The organism is Streptomyces soli (assembly GCF_003999195.1).
Classification (GTDB): domain Bacteria; phylum Actinomycetota; class Actinomycetes; order Streptomycetales; family Streptomycetaceae; genus Actinacidiphila; species Actinacidiphila soli.
The window spans coordinates 1-2,848 of the sequence record NZ_RJVR01000174.1 but is presented as its reverse complement, the minus strand read 5'-3'; the positions used below and the strand labels follow the sequence as shown (position 1 = coordinate 2,848).

The window sequence follows — 2,848 nt, the reverse complement described above, 5'->3', positions numbered from 1 at the left end:
GGTATCGCCCGCCAACCCAAGGAGTAACAGAGTGCTCTACAACTATCTGCTGTCGCTGGTGCGGACCCTCGCGCCGATCATCGCCGGGTGGCTGATCGTCCAGGTAGCTGTGTACCTGGGCATACACCTGGACGGCACCGTCCTGGTGTCGCTGGAGACGTCGGCGTTCGCCGCCGGCTACTACGTGGTGTTCCGCTGGGCCGAGCTGCACGTCAGCGCCCGCTTCGGGTGGCTGCTGGGCTGGGCTGCGCCGCCGCAGTACCAGGACGGGCAGCGCGCGCCGCTCGGCTGACCCGGGTCGACACAAAGAGCAAGGCCCCCACCGCACGCGGTGGGGGCCTCAACCTCTTGGAGACCGTAAGCGTAGCACTCGGCGAACTCGGCCCCGTCAGCCCACGTTGGTTAGAATCTAAGGGCAATCATGCGAGGTGAGAGGGGGTCGGCGATGCCGAAGAAGGTGTTCCTGGCAGGCAGGCAGGAGTTCGCAGCGGTGTACGGGGTGCAGCCCACGATGGTCACGCACTGGCTGGCGCGGGGGGTGCTGAACTACGACCGTGCGGTGATCGTCTCGGGGTCGGCGTACTGGCTGCTGTCGTTCGTGCGGGATTTCCGGCAGATGACGGCGCGGTCCAAGGGCCTGGACCAGGGGGCGCTGCAGCGGATCGTCGCCGAGCAGGAGCCTGGGGTGTGGGCGGCGAGCGTGGAGGAAGTGCCGCCGCTGGTGGGCCTGCAGGAGGCGACGCAGTTGTTCGGCCTGTCCAGTCAGCAGAACCTGTCGGCGGTGGTGCGGCAGGGCCGGTTCGCGCCGGCGGACTACCGGCTGTCGGGGTCGCCGCTGTGGCTGCTGGACACCTTGATCGAGGCGGCGCCGGCGATCCGGGCGAGGTCCCGCACCGTGATGTGGGCGGTTGACCCGAAGGTGGAGGCGGCGCTGCGGCAGAAGCGGTACGCCGGTCCCGGCTCCGTCATAGTCCCGCGCGGACTCGCCGCGAAACGTGCTCTGACCTGCGGAAAGTAGCTGGACGCACCTCCCTTCATCGGCTAGAATGAGAGCAGCGTCGCAAAGGGCGGCGCGCCCTTGCTTTGGGAGGAATGCATGCGCACCACCGCAGGCGCGGCCCGTTCGCCGACCCGCCGGCGCGGGCCTGGAGGCAGCCTGCTGGTTGATCACGCGACGCCGATCCATAAAGATGTGCCACACCAATCCAGCGTGTACGCACTTCGGGGGTCTCGTGCCCTACCAGCAGCAGCAACTGCCCGGCCTGGACGGCAGCCAGCCCGTCCAGCAGTGGCCCGGCCACCCCGGCCGGGCCATCCAGCAGCAGCTGCCCGGCCTGGACGACATCCAGCCCGTGCAGCTGCCCGCCACCCATCCCGGCCAGTCCATCCAGCAGCGGTTCGAGGCGTTCCACGCCCTCAACCCGTGGGTGCTGCGGCACCTGGAGGCACTGACCGCCGACTGCGTCGCCAAGGGCTTCACCCGCGTCGGCGTCGGGATGCTCTTCGAGCTCCTGCGCTGGCGCTACGGACAGGCCACCCAAGGCGACGCCTTCCGGCTCAACAACAACTTCCGCAGCCGGTACGTGCGGCTCCTGAACGAACAACGCCCCGAGTGGGACCCGCTGTTCGAGACCAGGGCCCTGCGCACCGCATGAGACCACTCAACTTCTTGGAGAAGCCCTGATGGCCCTACAGCTCAAAACCCGCAGACCCACCGGCATCGTGCCCTGGCCCCTGATCCTCGTCGAAGGGGAGGAGGGCGCCGGCAAGACCTGGAGCGCCGCAGCGTTCTCCGCCTCCGACCGCATCGGCCAGATGTACTGGATCGACCTGGCGGAGGGCAGCGCGGATGAGTACGCGGCGATCCCCGGCGCCGACTACCTGATCATCGACCACGACGGCTCCTACCGGGACATCCTGGAGCAGGTCCGGGCCGTGTACCTCGAAGCCCGCCGGGCCGCGGCCGCCGGCGAACCGCCGGTGGTGCTGTCCATCGACTCGGGCACCTCGCTGTGGCGGATGCTCAAGAACTGGACCAACGAGCGCGCCCGGCGCGGCAAGAGCAACGCAGAGCTCCTGCAGGACGACCCGGACGCCGCGATCAAGGTCGGCATGAACCTGTGGAACGACGCCACCGAGCGGTGGATGGACGTCATCCACCTGCTGCAGACCTTCCCCGGCATCGCCATCATCACCGCCCGGGGCAAGCAGATCACCGCCATCGACGAGGGCGGCCAGCCCGTCATGGACCGCGGCCGCGTCCTGAAGGAGTGGAAGGTCCAGGCCCAGAAGGACCTGGCGTTCGACTGCTCGGTGTGGGTGCGCATGCGCCGCGGCAAGGCCCCGCAGGTCATCAAGGCCCGCTCGCTGCGCCTGCGCGTCGAGGACGGCCAGCCGCTCACGCTGCCCGACTTCACCATCGAGGACCTGGTCTTCAACAGGCTCGGCTGCTCGGTGGAGTCTCAGCCCCGCCAGATGCCCGCCCTGGTCGGCGACCGGGTGCAGGAGTGGCTGGACGGCCACGACGTGATGGAGCTGCAGGACGTCGAGCAGCTACGGCAGTTGTGGTGGGACGCGGCCGAGAACGACACCGGACTGGCCCGCGTCGAGGTCGTCGCGATCCGCGCGGCGATCGAGCGGAAGGTCGCCGAGGTCGAGAACCCGCGCACCGAGATGGGCCAGGGCGGTCCGGTCAGCGACGCCGACAAGCTGCGGGCCGCCGCGCAGCGCAAGGCCGACGACGAGGACGACGACGAGCCCGACGACGACGAGGCCGAACCCGAGCCGCCGCGCCGCCCGGCCCGCAAGCGCGCCGCCGCCAAGCCGGCCGCCGCCAAGCGCACGCCCG

Annotated in this window: 4 protein-coding genes; all 4 read left to right on the top strand. The window is 69.7% G+C overall.

Annotated elements, in window-relative coordinates:
* The first annotated feature begins 31 nt into the window (after positions 1-31).
* Positions 32-292: a hypothetical protein gene (locus EFK10_RS14980; protein WP_127356190.1), complete on the top strand. Its 261-nt coding sequence runs from the start codon at positions 32-34 to the stop codon at positions 290-292.
* Positions 293-445: 153 nt separating this feature from the next.
* Entirely contained in the window at positions 446-1,018 is a 573-nt protein-coding gene (locus EFK10_RS14975) for a hypothetical protein (RefSeq protein ID WP_127356189.1), read from the top strand.
* Positions 1,019-1,232: 214 nt separating this feature from the next.
* Entirely contained in the window at positions 1,233-1,655 is a 423-nt protein-coding gene (locus tag EFK10_RS14970) for a hypothetical protein (RefSeq protein ID WP_127356188.1), read from the top strand.
* A gap of 28 nt (positions 1,656-1,683) precedes the next feature.
* Positions 1,684-2,848: AAA family ATPase (locus EFK10_RS14965; protein ID WP_127356187.1), on the top strand; the 1,165-nt coding region annotated here is incomplete at its 3' end.